1 pseudogene is annotated in these 1,208 nt (G+C 47.6%); it reads right to left on the reverse strand.

What is annotated here, in order from left to right:
• Positions 1-1,208: pseudogene (locus D8797_RS10225) on the reverse strand (hypothetical protein); the annotation flags it as partial.

Consider the following 1,208-nt stretch of genomic DNA (forward strand, 5'->3'; position numbering starts at 1 on the left):
TCAGATTCAGCAAGCACAAGTTTGAGCACAAGTCTAAGTGCTTCACTCAGTGCCTCAGATTCAGTAAGTACAAGTTTGAGCACAAGCCTCAGTGCATCAATCAGTGCCTCAGATTCAGCAAGCACCAGCTTGAGTACAAGCCTCAGTGCCTCAATTAGTGCTTCAGATTCAGCCAGCACAAGCTTGAGCACAAGTCTCAGTGCCTCAATTAGTGCCTCAGATTCAATAAGTACAAGTTTGAGCACAAGCCTAAGTGCCTCAATTAGTGCTTCAGATTCAGCAAGCACAAGTTTGAGCACAAGTCTAAGTGCTTCACTCAGTGCCTCAGATTCAGTAAGTACAAGTTTGAGCACAAGCCTCAGTGCATCACTCAGTGCCTCAGATTCAGCGAGCACCAGCTTGAGCACAAGCCTCAGTGCATCAATCAGTGCATCAGACTCAGCAAGTACAAGTTTGGGCACAAGTCTAAGTGCTTCACTCAGTGCCTCAGATTCAGCAAGCACAAGTTTGAGCACAAGTCTAAGTGCTTCACTCAGTGCCTCAGATTCAGTAAGTACAAGTTTGAGCACAAGCCTCAGTGCATCACTCAGTGCCTCAGATTCAGCGAGCACCAGCTTGAGCACAAGCCTCAGTGCATCAATCAGTGCATCAGACTCAGTAAGTACAAGTTTGAGCACAAGTCTAAGTGCTTCACTCAGTGCCTCAGATTCAGCAAGCACCAGCTTGAGTACAAGCCTAAGTGCCTCAATTAGCGCTTCAGATTCAGCAAGTACAAGTTTGAGCACGAGCCTCAGTGCGTCACTTAATGCAAGCGACTCAGCAAGCACCAGCTTGAGTACAAGCCTCAGTGCCTCAATTAGCGCTTCAGATTCAGCAAGCACAAGTTTGAGCACAAGTCTAAGTGCTTCACTCAGTGCCTCAGATTCAGTAAGTACAAGTTTGAGCACAAGCCTCAGTGCATCAATCAGTGCCTCAGATTCAGCGAGCACCAGCTTGAGCACAAGCCTCAGTGCATCAATCAGTGCATCAGACTCAGCAAGTACAAGTTTGGGCACAAGTCTAAGTGCTTCACTCAGTGCCTCAGATTCAGCAAGCACCAGCTTGAGTACAAGCCTCAGTGCCTCAGATTCAGTAAGTACAAGTTTGAGCACAAGCCTCAGTGCATCAATCAGTGCCTCAGATTCAGCGAGCACCAGCTTGAGCACAAG

The organism is Streptococcus cristatus (genome assembly GCF_003944225.1).
Classification (GTDB): Bacteria; Bacillota; Bacilli; order Lactobacillales; family Streptococcaceae; genus Streptococcus; species Streptococcus cristatus_K.